Origin of the sequence: Ectopseudomonas chengduensis, from assembly GCF_900102635.1 — a bacterium.
Taxonomy (GTDB): domain Bacteria; phylum Pseudomonadota; class Gammaproteobacteria; order Pseudomonadales; family Pseudomonadaceae; genus Aquipseudomonas; species Aquipseudomonas chengduensis.
This window is the reverse complement of the sequence record NZ_FMZQ01000022.1, coordinates 47,453-64,687: the sequence shown is the minus strand read 5'-3', so window position 1 is coordinate 64,687 and position 17,235 is coordinate 47,453. Positions and strand designations below refer to the sequence as shown.

Annotated in this window: 20 protein-coding genes; 13 read left to right on the top strand and 7 right to left on the bottom strand. The window is 63.0% G+C overall.

Features of this window, described 5'->3' with window-relative positions:
- A partial coding sequence (locus BLS08_RS26470) for a hypothetical protein (RefSeq protein ID WP_208600924.1) occupies positions 1-191 on the top strand: 191 nt, incomplete at its 5' end.
- Between the two features lie 177 nt (positions 192-368).
- Positions 369-710: a PilZ domain-containing protein gene (locus tag BLS08_RS24260; protein WP_017676100.1), complete on the top strand. Its 342-nt coding sequence runs from the start codon at positions 369-371 to the stop codon at positions 708-710.
- Positions 711-825: 115 nt separating this feature from the next.
- On the opposite strand, the gene flhA is transcribed toward BLS08_RS24260, so the two are convergent.
- Genes flhA through BLS08_RS24225 form a run of 7 tightly spaced genes read right to left on the bottom strand, consistent with a single transcriptional unit; the run spans position 826 to position 7,094 of the window.
- A complete protein-coding gene (gene flhA / locus BLS08_RS24255; protein WP_017676099.1) occupies positions 826-2,922 on the bottom strand; it encodes a flagellar biosynthesis protein FlhA in 2,097 nt (698 codons plus the stop codon).
- A 3-nt stretch (positions 2,923-2,925) separates the two neighbouring features.
- A complete protein-coding gene (flhB, locus tag BLS08_RS24250; RefSeq protein WP_017676098.1) occupies positions 2,926-4,059 on the bottom strand; it encodes a flagellar biosynthesis protein FlhB in 1,134 nt (377 codons plus the stop codon).
- Positions 4,052-4,846 carry a flagellar biosynthetic protein FliR gene (gene fliR / locus BLS08_RS24245; RefSeq protein ID WP_017676097.1) on the bottom strand — a complete coding sequence of 265 codons (795 nt, stop codon included), beginning with the start codon at positions 4,844-4,846 and terminating at the stop codon, positions 4,052-4,054. Before fliR ends, flhB begins: the two co-directional genes overlap by 8 nt.
- Positions 4,847-4,849: 3 nt before the next feature.
- A complete protein-coding gene (locus BLS08_RS24240; RefSeq protein ID WP_017676096.1) occupies positions 4,850-5,122 on the bottom strand; it encodes a flagellar biosynthetic protein FliQ in 273 nt (90 codons plus the stop codon).
- A 12-nt stretch (positions 5,123-5,134) separates the two neighbouring features.
- Entirely contained in the window at positions 5,135-5,887 is a 753-nt protein-coding gene (gene fliP, locus BLS08_RS24235; protein ID WP_017676095.1) for a flagellar type III secretion system pore protein FliP, read from the bottom strand.
- Positions 5,887-6,258, bottom strand: a complete 372-nt coding sequence (gene fliN / locus BLS08_RS24230) for a flagellar motor switch protein FliN (protein WP_017676094.1) — start codon at positions 6,256-6,258, stop codon at positions 5,887-5,889. The genes fliP and fliN overlap by 1 nt, the downstream gene beginning before the upstream one ends.
- Entirely contained in the window at positions 6,255-7,094 is an 840-nt protein-coding gene (locus BLS08_RS24225) for a FliM/FliN family flagellar motor switch protein (protein WP_017676093.1), read from the bottom strand. Before BLS08_RS24225 ends, fliN begins: the two co-directional genes overlap by 4 nt.
- Positions 7,095-7,572: 478 nt before the next feature.
- Here BLS08_RS24225 and BLS08_RS24215 point away from each other — a divergent pair, with 478 nt between their 5' ends.
- From BLS08_RS24215 to ubiA, 11 genes are all read left to right on the top strand, one after another.
- Complete coding sequence (locus BLS08_RS24215) at positions 7,573-8,982, top strand: sigma-54 interaction domain-containing protein (RefSeq protein WP_026088489.1); 1,410 nt, start codon at positions 7,573-7,575, stop codon at positions 8,980-8,982.
- A 12-nt stretch (positions 8,983-8,994) separates the two neighbouring features.
- A complete protein-coding gene (locus BLS08_RS24210; protein ID WP_017676091.1) occupies positions 8,995-9,330 on the top strand; it encodes a flagellar hook-basal body complex protein FliE in 336 nt (111 codons plus the stop codon).
- A 19-nt stretch (positions 9,331-9,349) separates the two neighbouring features.
- Positions 9,350-11,035, top strand: a complete 1,686-nt coding sequence (gene fliF / locus BLS08_RS24205; protein ID WP_026088488.1) for a flagellar basal-body MS-ring/collar protein FliF — start codon at positions 9,350-9,352, stop codon at positions 11,033-11,035.
- Positions 11,010-12,074, top strand: coding sequence for a FliG C-terminal domain-containing protein (locus tag BLS08_RS24200; protein WP_017676089.1), 1,065 nt, complete (start codon positions 11,010-11,012; stop codon positions 12,072-12,074). Before fliF ends, BLS08_RS24200 begins: the two co-directional genes overlap by 26 nt.
- A 1-nt stretch (position 12,075) precedes the next feature.
- Positions 12,076-12,768 carry a flagellar assembly protein FliH gene (fliH, locus tag BLS08_RS24195; RefSeq protein ID WP_017676088.1) on the top strand — a complete coding sequence of 231 codons (693 nt, stop codon included), beginning with the start codon at positions 12,076-12,078 and terminating at the stop codon, positions 12,766-12,768.
- A 6-nt stretch (positions 12,769-12,774) separates the two neighbouring features.
- Complete coding sequence (fliI, locus tag BLS08_RS24190; RefSeq protein ID WP_017676087.1) at positions 12,775-14,091, top strand: flagellar protein export ATPase FliI; 1,317 nt, start codon at positions 12,775-12,777, stop codon at positions 14,089-14,091.
- Complete coding sequence (locus tag BLS08_RS24185) at positions 14,088-14,513, top strand: flagellar FliJ family protein (protein WP_017676086.1); 426 nt, start codon at positions 14,088-14,090, stop codon at positions 14,511-14,513. The genes fliI and BLS08_RS24185 overlap by 4 nt, the downstream gene beginning before the upstream one ends.
- 77 nt (positions 14,514-14,590) lie before the next feature.
- Complete coding sequence (gene flgM, locus BLS08_RS24180; protein ID WP_017676085.1) at positions 14,591-14,869, top strand: flagellar biosynthesis anti-sigma factor FlgM; 279 nt, start codon at positions 14,591-14,593, stop codon at positions 14,867-14,869.
- Positions 14,866-15,312, top strand: coding sequence for a flagellar protein FlgN (gene flgN / locus BLS08_RS24175; RefSeq protein ID WP_017676084.1), 447 nt, complete (start codon positions 14,866-14,868; stop codon positions 15,310-15,312). Before flgM ends, flgN begins: the two co-directional genes overlap by 4 nt.
- A gap of 235 nt (positions 15,313-15,547) precedes the next feature.
- On the top strand, positions 15,548-16,099 hold the full coding sequence (locus tag BLS08_RS24170; RefSeq protein ID WP_017676083.1) for a chorismate--pyruvate lyase family protein: 552 nt from the start codon (positions 15,548-15,550) through the stop codon (positions 16,097-16,099).
- Positions 16,100-16,323: 224 nt separating this feature from the next.
- Positions 16,324-17,214: a 4-hydroxybenzoate octaprenyltransferase gene (gene ubiA, locus BLS08_RS24165; protein WP_017676082.1), complete on the top strand. Its 891-nt coding sequence runs from the start codon at positions 16,324-16,326 to the stop codon at positions 17,212-17,214.
- Positions 17,215-17,235: the final 21 nt, after the last annotated feature.

Sequence of the window (17,235 nt, the reverse complement as noted above, 5' to 3'; positions counted from 1 at the left end):
TCATCGTCAAGCTCCTATACGAAACCCCAGATCGCCTAGCGGTCTGGGGTTTCTTCTTTGCGGTGCGGAAAACAGCGCGGCAGAAGTCGTTCCTGCAAGCGCGTAGGGGCGCTGCGCGCACCGACAAGGACGCCGACATGCCGCTGCGCATGGCGCACCCTGCCGTTGATCCGCTGACGCTTCGCGAGTAGAGCTCGCTCCTACAGGTCATCAGCGCTCGCCTCGGATTTAAGTATCTGCTCGCTATGGTCGTCTTGTTCTGATGAATCACAGGCCATCAATGCGCGACTTCCTTCTGAATGATCTCGATTGATAACTCCTGATCCTTGCGATCCAACCAGACGTGGCGAGCACTAAGGCATTCTCCTATGCGTCAATCGAGTCGTATCACCTTCCGCTCCACCTTCCGCATCAAGATCAGTGATCGAGAAAGCGACACGCTGATCGGCTATGCGGGCGATATTTCCGAGTGCGGGATGAAACTGCTTAGCGATACGCAGGTGGAGCCCGGAAGTGAACTGAAGCTGCGAGTGCGAATGCGTGATCGTGAGGGAGAGATGCGCCAGGTGGATGTGAACATGATCTGCCAGTGGTCGCAGGAAAATACTCGCACGGGCTTCTTCGAAGCCGGGCTGGCCTTGCAGGAGGAGACGGCCGAGTACGTCCGGCTGATCGAAGGCATGCGCAAGCTGCGCAAGGAAAAGGCTTAGGCGGGAGTAAATGGCGAGGCGATGAAGGAGATCGCTCTGGCGTGGCGGTCTTCTTTCGAGGTCGGCGTGGTGGATGCGAAGCACGCATCCACCAGCGTGTTGAAACCTTTACCAATCAGCCCAGCGTCCCGAGGATATTGACGCCAACTCGGTCCGGGATCTCGTTCTGCGACAGTACATGCAGGCCGGGGCTGAACACCCGCGCATAACGTGCCAGCAGCGGGCGTAGCTGCGGCATCACGGTAAGGATCGGTGGATGGCCGTCCTTGCGCAGTTTCTCCTTCACCACCGGCATGGTGTTCTGCAACTGATTGAGCAGGCTGGGTTCTACCGGGATATTGTCCAGGCTCACCGGGCCGGCCTGCTGAGCGATGGCCAAGGCATTGAGCAAGGTGTTTTCCAGCGCATTTTCGAGAATGAACACCGACAGCTCCTGGCGCTCGCCTGCGATCATGCCGACGATGCTGCGGCGCAGCGCGTAGCGCACGTCCGAGGCCAGCAGTACCGGGTCCTTGGTCGATTCGCTGGCTTCCAGCAGCGTCGTGGCGATGGTAACGATATCCTTGAGTGGCACCTGCTCCTGCAACAGCTGGCGGTAGACGCGGTGCTGCTGGGTATAGCTGAGCTGACTCTTCAGGCTCTCGGCCAGTTTCGGCGCCTGCACCTGCAGACGTTGCATCAGATGATCGACGTCGTCGTGCTTGAACACATCGGGTAGATGCTCACGGATCACCTTATTCAGGTGCGTGGCGATGACGCTGGCACAGTCGATCACCTGGTAGCCGAGGTTGAGCGCACGCGCCTTGTCCTCCGGCTGAATCCACACCACCTGCATGCGGTAGGCCGGGTCGACGCCGAGAATACCGTCGATCTCGCCATAGAGCTCCGGCGAAGGGATAGCCATCATGCGATCGGCATGCAGCTCGGCGCTGTCGATCTTCTCGCCATTGATCTGAATGCTGTACTGCGATGCTTTGAGGCGCAGGCTGTCGCGGATATGCACTTCCGGCAGCAGGAAGCCCAGGCTCTCCGACAGGGTCTGACGTACGCCGCGCACGCGCTGAGTCAGCGGCGCACCAGCGGCTTCGTTGACCAGACCGACCAATTTGTAGCCCAGCGACACGGACAGACGCTCGACCAGCGGGATGTCCTCCCACACCATGTTTTGCGCACGTTCCTGTTCCATCGCCTTGCCCAATGCCTCGACCTGTTCGAGGCTGGCGGCTTCCGTGGGCGGGCCGTTGCGCGAGACCATCCAGGCGATGAACGCCACCAGGGCGGCGAAGCTGATGAACGCCAGGTGCGGCATGCCTGGCACCAGCGCCAGGGTGAACAGAATACCGGCTACGGTATAGAGCAGTGCCGGCTGGGCCAGCAACTGACGGTTGACCTGCTGGGTGATGTCCGAGGATTCGTTTATCCGCGTGACGATGATCGCTGCGGCAGTGGAGAGCAGCAGTGCTGGGATCTGCGCCACCAGGCCATCACCGATGGTCAGCAGGGCGTACTGCTGGAAGGCCTGGCCTGCGCCTAGGTCGTAGACGAACAGGCCGATGGCGAAGCCGCCGAACAGGTTGATCAGGAGAATCAGAATGCCGGCGATGGCATCGCCACGGACGAACTTCGAGGCGCCGTCCATGGCACCGTAGAAATCGGCTTCCTTGGCTACTTCGGAGCGGCGACGCTTAGCCTCGTGCTGGTCGATCAGGCCGGCATTGAGATCGGCATCGATGGCCATCTGCTTGCCCGGCAATGCATCGAGGGTGAAGCGCGCGGTGACCTCGGAGATACGCTCGCCGCCCTTTGTGATGACGATGAAGTTGATGATCATCAGGATCACGAACACCACCAGGCCGACGATGAAGTTGCCGCCGATCACCACCTCGCCGAACGACTCGATCACCTTGCCCGCCGCGCCGGTGCCGGTATGGCCCTCGAGCAGCACCACGCGCGTGGAGGCGACGTTCAGGCACAGGCGCAGCAAGGTGGTGATGAGGATCACCGTGGGAAACAGGGAAAAATCCAGCGGGCTCTTCGACGACACGCTGACCAGCAGCACCAGGATGGCCATGGCGATGTTGAAAGTGAACAGGGCATCGAGCAGCACGGGTGGCAGCGGCAGGATGACCATGGCCAGGATCGACAGGATCAGTACCGGAATACCGATGCGGCCGCTGCGGAAGGTGGGCGCGAGTTGCTGCAGTAGGTTCATGAATCAGCCCCTGTTGGCCAAGCTGTCGGGAATCGGGAGGTTGCTCGCCAGTTCTGGCTTGCTTCTGCGCCCCTGGCGCCAGGCCTTGAGCTGCAGGATGTAGGTCAGCACATGGGCCACGGCGGTATACAGCGGGGCCGGGATCTGCTGGTTGATCTGGGTGGTGAAGTAGATGGCGCGTGCCAGTGGTGGAATTTCCACCACCTCGAGCTCATGCTTCTTGGCCATCTGGCGCATGTACAGGGCGGTTTCATCGACGCCCTTGGCCAGCACGAAGGGTGCGGCGGCCTTCTTGGTGTCGTACTTCAGCGCCACGGCGTAGTGCATCGGGTTGACGATGACCACGTCGGCGTTCTTGATCACCTTGCTGATCTGCCTTTGCAACATCTGCCGTTGCAGCTGCTTGATGCGCGCCTTGACCTCGGGGCGGCCTTCCTGGTTCTTGTGCTCCTCCTTGCGCTCCTGCTTGGTCATGCGCATCTTCTTGAGGAAGAAGTAGCGCTGCAGCGGGATGTCGATGAAGGAGAACACCACGAAGATCAGCATCAGGCACAGGGTCAGGTTGAAGGTCAGGTTCAGGGCCGCTGAGATCGCCTCGAACACGCTGCTGCGCTGCAGGGCGATCAGCTCCGGCAGGGCCGCACGCACCAGGACATAGCCGACACCGAGCAGTACCAGCACCTTGAGGATCGACTTGAGCAGTTCGCTCCAGTTCTGCGCCGAAAAGATTCTTCCCAGTCCGGTGATGGGATTGAGCTTGCTGAGTTTCGGCGCAAAGTTTTTCGCGGAGAACACCCAGCCGCCCGGTACCAGCGACAGCGTCACCACCAGCACGGAGGTAAGCAGCAGCGGTGACAGCAGTTTGATGAACACCAGCATGTTGTAGCCCAGCAGGGTGTCGAGATCATCCAGGCCGATCTCGCTGTGGCCGAACTGGATATAGGACAGGCGGAAGCTGTCGCTGAGCCCTTCCAGAAAAAGCCCGGCGCTGAACTTGAGAATGAACAGGGTGGCGATAAGCGAGATGGTGGTCGACAGGTCCTTGGAGCGCGCGACCTGGCCGTCATCCTTGCTCTTTTTCAGTTTGTGCGCGGAGGCTTCTTCCGTTTTCTCCTGGCCGCTGTTCTGCTCAGACATCACCGCCCTCGCGCAGAATCACGCCGATGCCGTTGAGCAACTCGCGGGTCAGGTGCAGGTAGCTCTCGGGCAGGTTGGGCAAGGTCAGATAGATGCACAGCAGGCCCATCAGAATGCTGATGGGAAAACCCAGGGAGAACAGGTTCATCGCCGGCGAAATGCGGTTGAGCAGGCCGAAGCAGAACTGCACCAGGGTCAGGCAGAACACCAGGGGCAAGGTGACCAGCACGGCTGCTGCCAGCACCCAGGCGAAGGCCTGCACGAAGCTCTGCGCGCCCAGGTAATGCAGGCCGCTACCCACCGGCCAGAACAGGAAGCTCTGGTACAGCACGCTGATGGTGACCAGGTGGCCGTCGATGGCGAAGAACAGCAGCACCAGCAGGATGAAGTACAGCTGGTAGATGATCGAAGACGACGACACGCCGTTTACCGGGTCGTTGTAGCGCGCCATGCTCATGCCCATCTGCGTCGACACCACCTCACCGACCAGCATGAAGATGGTGAACACCAGTTGCAGGGTAAGCCCCAGCAGGACGCCAAAGGTGATCTGCTCGAGTGCGGTCAACAGCCCCTTCAGTGACAGTGGGTCAATTTCGGGCATGTCCGGCAGCGCTGCGCCAAGAGCGATGGTCAAGGCCAGGGCGAGGAGGATGCGCACGCGTACCGAGACTGCCTTGTGGTTGAACAGCGGCGCCATGCTGAGCAGGGCAACGATGCGGCAGAACGGCCACCAATAAGCCTGCAGGCTGGTCAGATACTGGCTGGCGTGCAGTACGGGTTCGGACATGCTTCAGCCCACCAGGTGACCGGCCTGCTTGAAGGTTTCGATGAACAGATCCCCCAGCGTGCGCAGAATCCAGTGGCCGGCGAACAGCAGCATGGCCAGGGTGATCAGCAGGCGCGGGAGGAAGCTGAGCATCTGTTCGTTGATCTGCGTGGCAGCCTGGAAAATGCTCACCAGCAGGCCGCCGAGCAGGCTCGGCACCACCAGCACGCAGACGATGATGCCGGTGATATAGACCGCGTGAGCCACCAGCTCGGCGGCGTGTTCGGGCGTGAGCATCGCGAAGCCTCGCTAATAGGGCTGAATACTGGTGGTGAGGGTGCCGACCAGCAGCGTCCAGCCATCGACCAGGACGAAGATCATCAGCTTGAACGGCAGCGAGATCATCATCGGCGAGAGCATCATCATGCCCATTGCCATCAGTACGCTGGCCACCACCAGGTCGATCACCAGAAAGGGCACGAAGATCATGAAACCGAGTTGAAAGGCGGTCTTCAACTCACTGAGTACGAAGGCCGGCAGCAGCAGGGAGAAGTCCAGTTGGGCCAGGTCCTCGGGCATTTCCTCGCCGGCCAGGGCGACCAGGGTTTCCAGCGAGTTCTTGCTGGTCTGCGCCAGCATGAACTGGCTGATGATGCGCTTGCCTTCACCCAGACCCTGTTCGAGGCTGATCTGGTCGGCCTCGAAGGGCACGTAAGCCTCGGTATACATCTCCTGCCACACCGGGCGCATCACCAGCAGGGTGAGGCACAGGGCGATGCCGACCAGCACCGGGTTCGGCGGGCTCTGCTGCAGGCCGATGGCCTGGCGCAGGATGGCCAGGACGATGATGAAGCGGGTGAAGCAGGTCATCATCATCAGCATGGCCGGGAGAAAGCCCAGCAGCGTCATGATCAGCAGGATCTGCAGCTTGACGCTCAGGGTCTGGCCATCTTCGCTGTCGTTGAAGTTGAACAGGGTGATGTCGCCGCCGGCCGCCTGGGCCAGCAACGGGCAGCACAGGGCTGCCAGCAGCAAGCCGGATTGCAACAGGCGGCGCAGCATCACACGCCCAACCCGCTGAGGCCGCTACCGGATAGCTCGACGATGCGCAGGCCGTAGTTACCATTCATCACCACCACTTCGGCCTTGGCGAACAGGGCGCCGTTGACCTTCACGTCCAGCGGTTCGCCGGCCAGCTTGTCGAGGGCGATCACGCTGCCGGCGTCGACGTCCATCAGCTCCTTGAGGGTGATCTCGGTGGAGGCCACTTCGAGGGTGACGTTGACCGGGATCTTGCCGAAGAAGCTCAGATCCTGCTGCGGCAGGCTGGCAGGCGCTTGCTCCGGGACGGAGTCGCTGACGGCTTCATCGAGATTGAGGCCGGAGTCATTGATCAGGCTATCGAAATCGTTATCGGAAATGGGGCTGCTCATGGGGTCTTCACGCTCTCAAGAGAAGTCAGGAACAAGGAGCCGTCGTCTTCGAAGATGGCGCCGCGAAACAGCTTCTGCTGGTTGATCTGTACATCGCAGCGCTCCAGCAGGCGCATCGGCAGGATGTCGCCGGGGCGCAGGGCAAGCACTTGCGACAGGGGCATCTGCAGGCTGGCCACCACGCAGTCCAAACGCACCGGCAACTGGCGAATCTGATTGAGCGAGTTGCCGCCCTGGGTCATGGGGGCTGGTGTTGTCAGGCGGCTGGTCAGCTCATCGACCAGCTGTGTATCCAGGTAGATGAAGATCGATGCCTGGCTGCCGGTGATATGGCTGGTGAAGTGGAACTCTGCCACGTACTCCCAGGCCGCTTCTTCATAGGTGTTGTCGTAAGGCTCGAGCTTGCCGAAGGTCTGGCCGGCGAGAATCGAGCGGGCGAACAACTGGGTCACGTCCAGACCCAGACGCGTACGCATGCGCTGCTCCGAGGTACTCACTGGCGGCGCTTCATGGTTGGGTAGGCAAGTGCCGCCGTAGTAACACTCCAGTGCTTCGGTCAGCAGGGCGCGGTCCATGGCGAAACCGACCTTGCCCAGCGTCGAGCGATAGAGGCACTCGGCATCTTTATTCACGTGCTCGTGAACATCGACTCGCAGCAGTTCAAGATTGATCCGATAGTTACGCAGAAAGTAGTCACTGATAATTCGCGGGTACTTACTGGAGAGCTCGCGAATATAGTGGGGTATCTTGTGGTAATGCCGGCCAAGTTTCTGCGGTTTCAACCGGGTCAGACTGTCGGCGGGCACGCCATGAAGGACTTTTTTAATCCCGGTCATGTTGTGGGCTGTATTCCTGGTTGTAACTGCGTGTGCACCATCGAGTGCATTCGATGGGCGTGCAGAGGACGTTTTGATATGCCGGCGGGCGTTGGCAGCAGTGCCTTGGCCATGGCGTCGAATTCATCCGGGAAAAGCGCGCAGGCCCGTGATGACGAGGAGGAGTCTAGGCTGAGGGAGGGCGAGAAATTAAATCAATAGATATCAAATGCTGTTTTTGATAGCGGCTTGCCAGCATTGATAGGAAATAACAACAAGTAATTCGGCGAATTTCTGTGCGCTTGTTAACGTTCGCGCCGTGATCCGTTGCGCGTATATAGAGCACGCCGCCAAGTGCTGCCGAAGTTGACAAATACAAGCGACGGAAAGTTTCGAAAGATTAAGGGGCCGCGTGAAAAAATCTGTCATCTGCTTGGCAGTTTTGTACACGGGGTCGAATGCCGCCGCCGGGCTCATGAAAGACATCGGGTGATTTACCTTGAAGCATTCAACTCAAACGGTAAGTTACGCCTGCGACGAGTTGTTCAATGAACAGCTGGGGCAGCAACATATAGTGGTGATCGGTCAGGCCGATGCGGCCAGCGAGCGTCTGTTGACCGGTGGTCTGCTGCGCCAGGGTTTTCAGGTACGCCGCTTCGCCAGCTGTCTCGAGCTGGACCCGCGGGCACTGGAAAGCGCCAGCCTGGTGCTGGTGTTCGTCAGCAGCCTGGCGGGCAACACTCTCTATGCACAGGTAGGCGCCATCCTGCGCCAGGTTGGTCGTGTCGGCGTAGTGCCGGTCGTGGAGTATGCCGACCAGGAGAAGGCCGCAGCACTTCTAGAGCTGGGGTGCGTCGACTATCTCCTGGCACCCTTCAGCGAAGCCCAGCTCAGTGCGCTGCTGCGCCGTCAGGAGTCGGCCAGCGCTGGCGAAGAAGGATTCGTTTCCTGCTCGCAGGCTGGTCGCCGTTTGCTGGCCATGGCCCAGCGCGTGGCCATGACCCGTGCGCCCATTCTGATCACCGGTGAGACCGGCACCGGCAAGGAGCTGATGGCCCGCTACATCCACCGCTTTTCCGCGCAGGATGATGCGCCCTTCATCGCCGTGAACTGCGCGGCGATCCCCGAGCAGATGCTCGAATCCATTCTCTTCGGCCACGAGAAGGGCGCCTTCACCGGTGCCGTGAGTGCTCAGCCGGGCAAGTTCGAGTTAGCCAACGGCGGCACCTTGCTGCTCGACGAGATCGGTGAACTGCCGCTGGGCCTGCAGGCCAAGCTGTTGCGCGTGTTGCAGGAGCAGCGCGTCGAGCGTCTTGGCGGGCGCCGGGAAATTGCTCTGGACGTGCGCATCATCGCGGCGACCAACCGTGATCTGCAGCAGGAAGTGGCCGAGGGCCGTTTCCGCGCCGACCTGATGTTCCGTCTCGATGTACTGCCGCTGCATATCAGCCCGCTGCGTGAGCGCAAGGAGGACGTGCTGGCCCTGGCGCGTCGCTTCATTCGCCAGTACGCGCCGCAGGACGCGCGCCACGAACTGCTCACCGAAGATGCCTGCCGCGCCCTGCTGGCGCATGACTGGCCGGGCAACGTGCGCGAGCTGGAGAATTGCCTGCAGCGCGCGCTGATTCTGCGCAATGGCCTGTACATCCAGGCTCAGGACCTGGGCCTGAGCGTACCTGTGAGCAGCGCGGCAGAACAGGCGCCACGTCTGCAGCCACAGGCGCTCGAAGGCGGCAAGGCAGCCTTGCGCGCGAGCGGCAAGTGGGCCGAGTACCAACATGTGATCGACACCATCCGCCGTTTCGGCGGGCACAAGACCAAGGCCGCCGAAAGCCTTGGCATGACCCCGCGCGCACTGCGCTATCGCCTCAACGCCATGCGCGAACAGGGCGTTCAGATTCCCGTCTAGGAGAAGCAAAGGATGAATTCGATTAGCCAGGTGCAGCAGGACCTGCTGGGCCGTATGGAGCAGCTGAAGAACCTCAGCGAAGCGATGCCGATCAAGCCGGCGCAAGCCTTTGCCGTGCAGCCTGGCGAGCCTGGGTTTGCTGCGGCTTTCGACAATGCGGTGCGTGCGGTGGACGCGCAGCAGCATCGTTCCGGCGAGTTGATGGCCGCCGTGGACAGCGGGCAGAGCGATGACCTGGTGGGGGCGATGATCGAGAGCCAGAAGGCCAGCGTTTCGTTCAGCGCGCTGATGCAGGTGCGCAACAAGCTATCCAGCGCTTTCGACGACATCATGAAGATGCCGCTGTAAGCGGATCGGGGACTGACGCGTGCTGCAGACCATAAGAAGCAAGCTGCCTGAACACGGGCTGAAACTCGATCCACGCATGACCTTGATCGGCCTCGCGCTGATCGCCGCCTTGCTGGCGGTTGGTGTGGTGTTCTACCTCTGGCGCGACCAGGGCTCGTTCCGTCCACTGTATGGCAGTGGCGAGGCCTATCCGGCCGCCGAGGTGATGCAGGTGCTCGACGGCGAGACAATCATCTACCGTCTGCATCCGCAGAGCGGTCAGGTGTTGGTGCGCGAGGATCAGCTTGGCCGCGCGCGCATGTTGCTGGCAGCCAAGGGTGTGCAGGTCAAGGTGCCGGCCGGCTACGAGCTGTTCGACAAGGACGAGCCGCTGGGCACCAGCCAGTTCGTCCAGGATGTGCGCCTCAAGCGCAGCCTGGAGGGGGAGTTGGCGCGTACGGTGATGGCGCTCAAGGGCGTGGAGGGCGCCCGCGTGCACCTGGCGCTGCAGGAGAGCAGTTCCTTCGTGGTCGGCAAGCGCGGGCCGGGCAAGGCCTCGGTGATGCTGCAGCTGGCGCCTGGCTACAAGCTGGCGCCGGAGCAGGTCAGCGCCATCGTCAACCTGGTGGCTGGCAGCGTGCCGCAGCTCGATGCCGGCAATGTGCAGGTCGTCGATCAGTACGGCGCACTGCTGTCGCGCGGTATCGACACGCTGGGCGGCCCGGTGCAGAACTGGCAGGTGGTCGACGACTACCAGAGCAAGGCCGTGGCCAATGCCGAGGCGGTGCTGGCACCGGTACTCGGCGGCGGTAACTACCGTATCAGCGTGTCCGCCGATATCGACTTCAGTCAGAAGGAAGAGACCTTCCAGTCCTACGGCGAGACGCCGCGTCTGCGCAATGAAGTGCTGCGCGACGAGAGCGTGCTCGACCAGTTGGCCCTCGGCGTTCCCGGCTCGCTGGCCAACCGTCCGCCGCAACCCGCGCCGGAGCCGCCTGCCGCTCAGGCGCAGGCGGGTGCTCCGGCGGAGAATGCCAACCAGGCGGCGACCTCGCTGCGCAAGGAGTCCAATCGCCAGCTGGATTACGACCAGAGCGTCACTCACGTCAAACATGCGCCTTTCAGCCTGCGTCAGCAGAGCATCGCCGTGGTGCTCAATGCCGCCGTGGCGCCAGAGGGGGGCTGGACGCCCGAGGCGCGCGAGGAGCTTACGGCGATGGTCAAGAGTGCCGTGGGCTTCAACCAGGCGCGCGGCGATCTGCTGACGCTGAGCATCTTCCCCTTCACCGATGCCGGTATCGGCGGTGTCGGCGACGAACTGCTGCCCTGGTGGGAAAACGCCAAGGTGCACGACCTGGCCAAGCTCGGCGTGTTCGCCCTGATCAGCCTGCTGCTGTTGCTGATGGTGGTGCGCCCTGCGGTGCGCAGCCTGAGCCAGCGCAGCCAGCCTGGTGTGCCTGTGGCGGTCGAGGGCGACGACCAGCTGGCGCTGCACGCCGAGCGCGCAGCCGAACGCCTGTTGGCGCGTGTTGGCGACGATACGCCGGGCGCTACCGTGCTCGGCGAACTCAACCCCCTGTCGGAGATTCGCCTGCCGGCGCCCGGCTCGGGTCTGGAGCTACAGATCGAACACCTGCAGATGCTGGCCAAGAACGATCCCGAGCGTGTCTCGGAAGTTATCAAACAGTGGATAGGGCGTAATGAACGAGACCTCAACCCAGCCTGACGGCCGCGGTGGTTCCACCGCCAAGGAAATGCGCCTGCGCGTGCAGAAGCGCTCGCTGAGTACGTCCGAGCAGGCCGCCATTCTCATGCTGAGCATGGGTGACGAGATTTCTGCCGGGGTGCTCAAGCACTTCTCGCGCGAGGAGATCGTCAACATCAGCCAGGCGATGGCGCGGCTGTCCAACGTCAAGCAACCGATGGTTTCCGACGTCATCGGTCGCTTCTTCGAGGACTACAAGGAGCAGAGCAGCATCAAGGGCGCCTCGCGTGGCTACCTCGACGGCATGCTCAGCAAGGCGCTGGGCAGCGAAATCACCCGCTCGTTGCTCGACAGCATCTACGGCGAGGAGATCCGCGCCAAGATGGCCAAGATGGAGTGGCTCGACCCCAAGCAGTTCGCCGCGCTGATCGCCAAGGAGCACGCGCAGATGCAGGCGGTATTCCTCGCCTTCCTACCGCCGGGCATGGCCAGCGAAGTGCTCGAATGCATGCCCAAGGAGCGTCAGGACGAGCTGCTGTATCGCATTGCCAACCTCAACGAGGTCAACAGCGACGTCATCGCCGAGCTGGAGCAGTTGATCGAGCGCAGCCTGGCGGTGCTCAGCACCCAGGGTTCGCAGGTGCGTGGGGTCAAGCAGGCGGCGGACATCATGAACCGCTTCAAGGGTGATCGCGGGCAGATGTTCGAGCTGCTGCGCGCCCATGACGATCAGTTGGTCGAGCGCATCGAGGATGAAATGTACGACTTCTTCATCCTCTCGCGGCAGAACCAGGACGTGCTGCAGGCGCTGCTCGAAGCCGTGCCGCTGGAAGAGTGGGTGGTCGCCCTCAAGGGTGCCGAGCCCGAGCTGGTGCGCGCTATCACCGGTGCCATGCCCAAGCGCCAGGCGCAGCAGATGGAGTCGATCAACCGCCGCCAGGGCCCGGTGCCGTTGAGCCGCGTCGAGCAGGTGCGCAAGGACATCATGGCCGTGGTCCGCGAAATGTCGGCCAGTGGCGAGCTGCAGGTGCAGCTGTTCCGCGAACAGACGGTGGAATGAGATGACGGTCAAGGTGATCAGCGGCGACGCCCGCCCGTGGCGCGCCTATCGCTTCCCCCCGCGCAGCAGCCAGCCAGCCGTGGACTGGAGCGGCGATGCCGCCGGCCTGCAGCGGGCCATGGCCGATGGCTTTCAGCAGGGCATCGAAAAGGGTTACCAGGACGGCCTGCAGCAAGGCGAGGAAGCCGGGCGTCAGGCCGGCTTCGAGCAGGGCCGCGACGAGGGCGTGAAGCTCGGGCGCGAGCAGGGGCGCAGTGAAGGCCGTCGCGAATTCGAACTGGCCGCACAGCCACTGCAGCAGATCAGCGAGAAGGTCGAACAGTACCTGGGCGAGCTGGAGCACAAGCGTCGTCAGGAACTGCTCGAGCTGGTCAAGAAGGTCTCGCAGCAGGTCATACGCTGCGAACTCACGTTGCATCCGACCCAGTTGCTGGCGCTGGTCGAGGAGGCCCTGGCCAGCATGCCGGGTGAGCCCGAGGACGTGCAGGTATTGCTCAGCCCCGAAGAATACGCGCGGATCAAGGCGCTGGCGCCTGAGCGCGCGGCGAACTGGAAGCTGGTGGCCGACGAGCGCCTGGCACTGGGCGAGTGCCGCGTGGTCACGCCGCAGGCCGAGGCTGACGTGGGTTGCCAGCAGCGTCTGGATGCCTGCATCGACACCCTGGCCGAACATCTGCATCTGACCGAGGCCTGATCGCGCATGCTGGATTACAAGCTCGACGAAGCGCTGCGCTCGCTCGATGGCGTGCAACTGGCCAAGGTGGCCGGGCGTCTGGTGCGGGTCTCCGGCATGCTGCTGGAGAGCCTCGGCTGCCAGCGTAGCACCGGCCAGCGCTGCCGCGTCGAGCAGGCTGACGGCAGCCTGCTGGATGCTCAGGTGGTCGGCTTCAACCGCGATATCACCTACCTGATGCCGTTCAAGAAGCCGGTCGGCCTGGCCGCCGGCTCGCGGGTGTTCCCGGCCAAGGACGAAGCGCTGCTGCAGATCGACGAGTCCTGGTTAGGGCGCGTGGTCAACGGCCTCGGCGAGCCGCTGGATGAGCGCGGCAAGCTCAGTGGGCGCGACCCGTTGCCGGTCGAGCTGCCCAGGGTCAACCCGCTCCGCCGTCGTCCGGTGGAGGCCGCGCTGGATGTTGGCGTGCGCGCCATCAATGGTCTGCTGACCCTTGGCAAGGGTCAGCGCGTCGGCCTGTTCGCCGGCTCAGGGGTGGGCAAGAGCGTGCTGTTGGGGATGATCACCCGGCAGACCAAGGCCGATGTGGTGGTGGTCGGGCTGATCGGTGAGCGCGGGCGTGAGGTGCAGGAATTCATCCTGCATTCCCTCGGCGAAGAAGGGCTGCGCAAGGCCGTAGTGGTCGTGGCGCCGGCCAACGAATCACCGCTGATGCGCCTGAAGGCCACCGAGCTGTGCCACAGCATCGCCGCCTATTTTCGCGATCAGGGCCAGGACGTGCTGCTGCTGGTCGACTCGCTGACCCGCTATGCCATGGCCCAGCGCGAGATCGCCCTGGCCCTCGGCGAGCCGCCGGCGACCAAAGGCTATCCGCCGTCGGTATTCGGCATGCTGCCGGAGTTGGTGGAAAGCGCTGGCAACGGTGAGAGCGGTAGCGGCAGCCTCAGTGCCATCTACACCGTGCTGGCCGAAGGCGACGACCATCAGGACCCGATCGTCGACTGCGCGCGGGCGATTCTCGACGGCCATATCGTGCTGTCGCGGCGCCTGGCCGACGTCGGCCACTACCCTGCCATCGACATTTCCGCATCGGTCAGTCGCTGCATGAGCCAGGTCGGCGAGGCTGCGCATCTGGCGGCCGGGCGGCAGTTCAAGGAGTTCTACAGCACCTTCGAGAAGATCAAGGAGCTGATCCCGCTCGGCGGCTACACGCCGGGCATGGACGCCAAGACCGACCGCGCCGTGCAGCTGGCGCCCAGCCTCGAGCGCTTCCTGCGTCAGGAGGTCGGCAGTGGCGCCGAGCTCGGCGCCAGCATCGCCACCTTGCAGAGCATCATCAAATGAAAGAACAGCTGGAAGTGCTCGGCCGTCTGGCCAGCCTGCGTGGCAACCGTGTGCAGCAGATGCTCGGGCGCGTGAGTTATCAGCAGAACCTGTGTCAGCGTTATCGCAACAACATCACCGGGCTCAGCCGCTTGTGCGGTTTCAGCGTACCGATGACCACGCCGCTGCAGCGCGACAACCAGCAGCGCTACAAGGCGACGCTGTACAAGATGGTCGAACTGCAGCGCCGCGAGCTGGCGCTGGCCGAGGAGAACCTAGCGCGCATTCAGGGCGAACTGCTGGCGGCGATGCGCAGCGAGAAGGTCATCACCCAGTTTCTCGAGGGCAAGATGGGCGAGTGGCAGGATCTGCTTGCCCGTCAGGAGCAGAAGATCCAGGATGGCCTGGCCGCGCAGGCCTGGTGGCGAGCCCAGGTCGGTTAATTTTGCACGACGCGTTTAAGTTCTTGCCGCGCCCGGTCGCTCTTAGGCCATAACACCACGCGAGTTGGATTCGAATCATGGAAATCAGCAGGCATCTCAAGCCCAGCCTTAACCCGGCCAGCGACGCTCCGGCACAGGTACAGAGCGCCCGTGCGCAGTCGAGCGGCAATGCTCGTGCGAGTGTCAGCCAGGAGCCGCGTCTGGAGCAGCTGCAGGAGGCCTTGCGCAGCCTCCCCGAAGTCGACCTGGACAAGGTTGCCCAGCTCAAGGCGACGCTGGCCCGCGGCGAACTGAGCAGCGATCCGGCCGCGCTGGCCGGCAGCATGCTGACCTATCACAGCGGTAGCGATGCGTGACCACCGCGCGTGAGCAACAGCTGCTGCTGGTCGTCGAGCAGGACCTGGAGCAGGACTGCGCCGACTATCTGGTCCTGCGTGGGTTGATGCAGGAGCTGTATCAGCAGTTGCTCAAGCGCGACAGTCAGCAGATCGACTTGCTCAACGAGCAGATTCTGCCGCTGGTCGACCAGGCCAAGGCCCGTGCCGAACGCCGCAGCAAGGTGCTGACTGCCTTTGCGCTGGGCAGCGGTCATAGCGCCATGCAGAAGCTGCTGGCGCGTTATCCGCAGGCCCAACGCAATCACCTTGCTCACACCTGGGAGCAGCTCGGCCAACTGGCCGGCCAGTGCAAGCGCCTCAACGAGCGCAACGGCAAGTTGCTGGCCATGCATCACGAGATTCTCGAACAGCTGCTCGGCGAGCCGGGCTCGGCGCAGTTGTACGCGCCGCAGCCGTATTGAGTGACTTCGCCTGCGCTGGTTGTCGTTGGTGGGCTGAAGCCCACCCTACGGGCCTGAGTAGGCCGTCCGCTTCCAATGAGTTAGGCCTTGTAGGGTGGGCTTTAGCCCACGCGGATCATCGTTGATGGGCTGAAGCGGATCGCCGCCCGGCCCACCCACAGCCATGTCCCGCTCTCAAAGCGCCTGCCACGCCGTGCTAGACTCGCGCGCTTTCGATCCGTGGTGATTTCTCTCCGTGCCTCACGCCGCTCTCGCCCATCCGCCGCGCTGGCTGACCAATGCCCAGCTGCATCCGCAGCCTTGTGCCGGCGTGCGCGACTGGCTGTTCAACGAGGATTCGCTGACCCGGCGCTTGACAGCGCTGTCCGCTGACGGCTTTTCGGTAACGCCGCTGCAGGAAGGCTGGCAGCGTCTGCGCGCGGACGAGTGCGTATTGCTCGGTGTGGCCGATGGCAGCCAGGGCTGGGTGCGTGAGGTGTACCTGCGTGGTCATGAGCAGCCCTGGGTGTTCGCCCGCAGCGTTGCCGCGCGTAGCGTGCTGGAGGGTTCCGGGCTAAATCTGGCGGAGCTGGGCAGTCGTTCGCTGGGTGAGCTGCTGTTCAGTGACCGGGCCTTCGATCGCGGCGAGTTGCAGGCCTGCCGCTATCCGGCGGCCTGGCTGCCGGCAGAGGTTCGCGAAGAGCGCCTGTGGGCGCGGCGCTCGTGCTTCAGCCGGGGGGCGCTTGGCGTATTGGTGGCCGAGGTGTTTCTGCCGGCCTTTTGGCAGGCGGCGGGCATCGAGGCCTAGCGTTCGCAATAGCATTGCTCACCCAGGCTATACCTGTTGTCTGTTGGGCCTAAGGCGCACTGCTTCGCGACGACTGCATGGATGCAGGAGGTAGAGCGACGCAGGAAGCCAAAGCCGAGTACGCCCTACGCGTTGAACCGCTTGTGGCGGTGAGCATCGACGCTAAAGCGCCTCCCTCACACGCTTGCTCGTATAATCCGCGCAACCTGCACGGAGACGCTTCGATGTACACCCGCCTGTTGCAATCGACCACCCGCCTGCACCCACGCGCCTGGGACTTCATACAGCTGATGCGCCTGGACAAGCCCATCGGTATCTATCTGCTGTTGTGGCCGACCTTGTGGGCGCTGTGGGTGGCTGCCGAAGGCGTGCCGAGCGCGAAGAACCTGTTCATTTTCGTCGCCGGTGTGATCCTGATGCGCGCCGCCGGCTGCGTGATCAACGACTACGCCGACCGCAACTTCGACGGTCACGTCAGCCGCACCAGGGCGCGTCCGCTGGCCAGCGGCAAGATCAAGCCACGCGAGGCGCTGGTGCTGTTCGCCGTGCTGGTGGCGATGAGTTTCGTGCTGGTGCTGTTCACTAATGCCACCACCATCTGGCTGTCTTTCGGCGGCCTGGCCCTGGCCGCCTGTTACCCCTTCATGAAGCGCTACACCTTCTACCCGCAGGTGGTGCTCGGCGCGGCATTCTCCTGGGGTATGCCGATGGCCTTCACCGCCGAAACCGGCAGCCTGCCACCTGAAGCCTGGCTGCTGTACATCGCCAACCTGCTGTGGACCGTGGCCTACGACACCTACTACGCCATGGCCGACCGTGAGGACGACCTGAAGATCGGGGTGAAGTCCACCGCCATCCTGTTCGGCGACGCCGACCGCCTGATCATCGCCATCCTGCAGGGGCTGGCGCTGCTCTGCCTGCTGCTGGCTGGCGCGCGCTTCGAGCTGGGCCTGTACTTCCACCTCGGCCTGTTGGCGGCCGCCGCCTGCTTCGCCTGGGAGTTCCACGTGACCCGCCGTCGCGAGCCGCTGGTGTGCTTCAACGCCTTCCTGCACAACCACTGGGCGGGGCTGGCGATCTTCGTCGGCCTGGTCGCCGACTACGCGCTGCGCTGAAACCAGCGCAGCGCCTGGAAT